Genomic DNA, 2,527 nt, shown 5'->3' on the forward strand with positions numbered 1-2,527 from the left:
GATACTGTCGTAGTTGAGTGTCTTGATGAATTCGTAACCGGCTCTGGTGAGCACGATGGAGTCTTCTATTCGGTAGCCGCTGATTGATGGGATGTAGAGTCCGCGTTCGATGCTGATAACTTGGCCGCCGCCCATGACTTCGACTGCTTCACACAAAGCGGAAGGACACATTATTTTGGGCATGTTGCTGCACGAGCCAACTGATATCATCAGGGTGGAGGACACCAATGATCGGATAGCCGCCGACAGTTGGGCCGTCGTGCAGAGTAACGATCGGCTCGCCAGAGGGAGGGAGTTGCATACTGCCAACCAAAGTGGGGGTGCTGTGGATGCTGTTAGTGTGCCTTAGCTGTGATGAGGCATCGCCGAGTAGTCGGTAGCCAGTACGGTCCGAGCGTGAGGATATTGTCCAAGCATGCTGAGTGACTTGCTGGATTTGTGCCTCAGTGAGCAGGTGTGTCTGTGGCCCAGGGTAAAGACGAAGGCTTGGCGGTTCCGTGTAGTCGCGCTGTTCAGCCCCGGGTGTGCGTCGGACAACCCGAGGCTGGGGTGATGGCTGAGCCGAAGGCGCGTGGAGTTCAGATCCAATTTGGATGGCATCACCTAAATTGGATCGGTGATGGCGCGAGGCAGAGCCAAAGACTTTGCCCGCTTCCCAGCCGCTAGAAATAGCGAGGTAGCTCCAAACTCCATTGGCACTGGGAGTGAAGCGTAGTAATTCTCCGGCGTGGACATAACGGCCGGTCCCACTAGGCAGTTGTTTGCACTGATGGCCACCTACATGGGCGAGCCAGCAGCCATGGAGGACTTCTATTTCTGCACCACCTAACATCAGCTCTAGCACTGTGTCATTGGCGAGGTTGTGAACGAGCGAGTTTGCAGCAGAAGCAGCAAAACTATCGATGGTCCCCGCGGGGGCAACGCCGTAGTTGAGCCAACTATTCGAGCCGATTCTACCTTGGTCTTGAAAGCTAATACCTGCGCCTAGCTGTCTCACTTTTGCAATACTGGGAGTCATGAGATTGGGTTGAATTTGACGGTGTCACCCGGCTGGAAAGTGAAGGCGTCGGTTCCGTTCTGAGAAGGATCAAAGAGTGGATGGTTGGTGTGGCCTAACCAATTCCAACCGCCTGGGCTAGGGATGGTGTATATGCCGGCATGAGAACCGCCGATGGCCACCGTTCCACTCGCCATTTTTGTGCGAGGGATTTTCCTTCGTGGTAGGTGGAGCTTTGGATCTAGCCCGTCGAGGTAAGCAAATCCTGGGCTGAATCCTAAAAAACGCACGGTGTAGAGAGCAGCGCAGTGGAGCTTGATGACCTGGTCTTCATCTAGGCCTATCAGTGTGGCCACTTCCGCTAAGTCCGGGCCATCGTAGCATACTGGAATACTGTGGAGTCTACCTGCGTGCTGTGGTGTTTCAGAGCTTGTGAGACTTTCAGTGTGGGCGAGCAATTCCGCTGCTGTGGTGGTGGGGCGCGTGCGTAGCAACAGGCTATCGTAGCCCATGATCGATTCTAAAATGAGAGCTGAGCTCTGGTGATGGATTGTGAGTAACGAGGCATAGGCATCGCTCGACTCTAACTGGAGAAGCCAGTGGTCTGGGCCATAGGGGGAAATGGAGAATGGATGAGCCATGTTGGTTACTGGCGTCATTTGTAGGCAGATCCAGTTGGCTATGGCGAGTCATGAAATTTGCATGATGCCGAGATGTCTGATAGTGATTAGGCGAATGCAGAAACGATTGCTTATCACTGGTGGAAATGGCGGCATAGCAATGGCTTGCTGTGAAGAATTTCAGTCGCAGGGCTGGGAAGTTCTAGCGCCGTCTAGACTGGAGCTAGATGTGAGCGATTCTGAGTCAGTCGAAGCTTTTATGCGCAGCTGCGCTCCGGTTGATTTACTGGTTTGTGCAGCAGGAGTGACGGAAGATAGTTTGTTAGGCAGGATGGGTGAAGCGAGTTGGGACAATGTGCTCGATGTGAACCTCAAAGGGGCATTCCGCTGCGCCCGTGCAGTCAGCGCGCAGATGCTACGTCGCCGCGCGGGTCACGTTATTTTTGTCTCCAGCCACTCGGCATTTACCCCCCCAATCGGTCAGGCTAATTATGCAGCGGCGAAGGCTGGACTAGTAGCTATGGGGAAATCTTTGGCCCAAGAATGGGGGAGCCGCTCGGTGCGGGTCAACGTCATCACTCCCGGGTTTTTAGAAACTAAAATGACGGAGGGGCTGTCAGCTGAAGTACGACAGAGTGTCCTCGATGCACACACTCTGGGGGCATTCAATACGGCTAAAAATGTGGCACAGTTTGTTCATTTTTTAGAGCAAACTATGGTCCATACCTCGGGCCAAGTGTTTCACTTGGATAGCCGAGTTCTCTAGAGAAACAGAAATTTATTATTAAGGGCACCTCCGGCAACTCCCGTTGTCGGTGTGTGAGTTATTGATTCTTTAAATTTGCGAGCATAGCTCGTTTTGTCGATAGCCACCCTTCGGGCTGGAAAGACTTTCTGCGCAGGGCTTCGT

General features: G+C 53.3%; 3 protein-coding genes. 1 reads left to right on the forward strand and 2 read right to left on the reverse strand.

Translation table 11 applies throughout. From position 1 onward, the window contains the following. Positions 1–148: 148 nt before the first annotated feature. Positions 149–1,018, reverse strand: a complete 870-nt coding sequence (locus tag ABGY95_RS05690) for a biotin-dependent carboxyltransferase family protein (protein ID WP_347440730.1) — start codon at positions 1,016–1,018, stop codon at positions 149–151. Next, entirely contained in the window at positions 1,015–1,656 is a 642-nt protein-coding gene (locus ABGY95_RS05695) for an allophanate hydrolase subunit 1 (protein ID WP_347440731.1), read from the reverse strand. The genes ABGY95_RS05690 and ABGY95_RS05695 overlap by 4 nt, the downstream gene beginning before the upstream one ends. A gap of 76 nt (positions 1,657–1,732) precedes the next feature. Here ABGY95_RS05695 and ABGY95_RS05700 point away from each other — a divergent pair, with 76 nt between their 5' ends. Beyond that, positions 1,733–2,383, forward strand: coding sequence for an SDR family NAD(P)-dependent oxidoreductase (locus tag ABGY95_RS05700; RefSeq protein WP_347440732.1), 651 nt, complete (start codon positions 1,733–1,735; stop codon positions 2,381–2,383). Positions 2,384–2,527 lie beyond the last annotated feature (144 nt).

The sequence above is a fragment of the Rubritalea sp. genome (assembly GCF_039830215.1).
Taxonomy (GTDB): domain Bacteria; phylum Verrucomicrobiota; class Verrucomicrobiia; order Verrucomicrobiales; family Akkermansiaceae; genus Rubritalea.

What these genes read in the sequence shown, in the direction of transcription:
- ABGY95_RS05695 (WP_347440731.1), bottom strand. Translation starts at nt 1,656, where the DNA reads ATGACGCCAGTAACCAACATGGCTCATCCATTCTCCATTTCCCCCTAT.
- ABGY95_RS05700 (WP_347440732.1), top strand. Translation starts at nt 1,733, where the DNA reads ATGCAGAAACGATTGCTTATCACTGGTGGAAATGGCGGCATAGCAATG.
- ABGY95_RS05690 (WP_347440730.1), bottom strand. Translation starts at nt 1,018, where the DNA reads ATGACTCCCAGTATTGCAAAAGTGAGACAGCTAGGCGCAGGTATTAGC.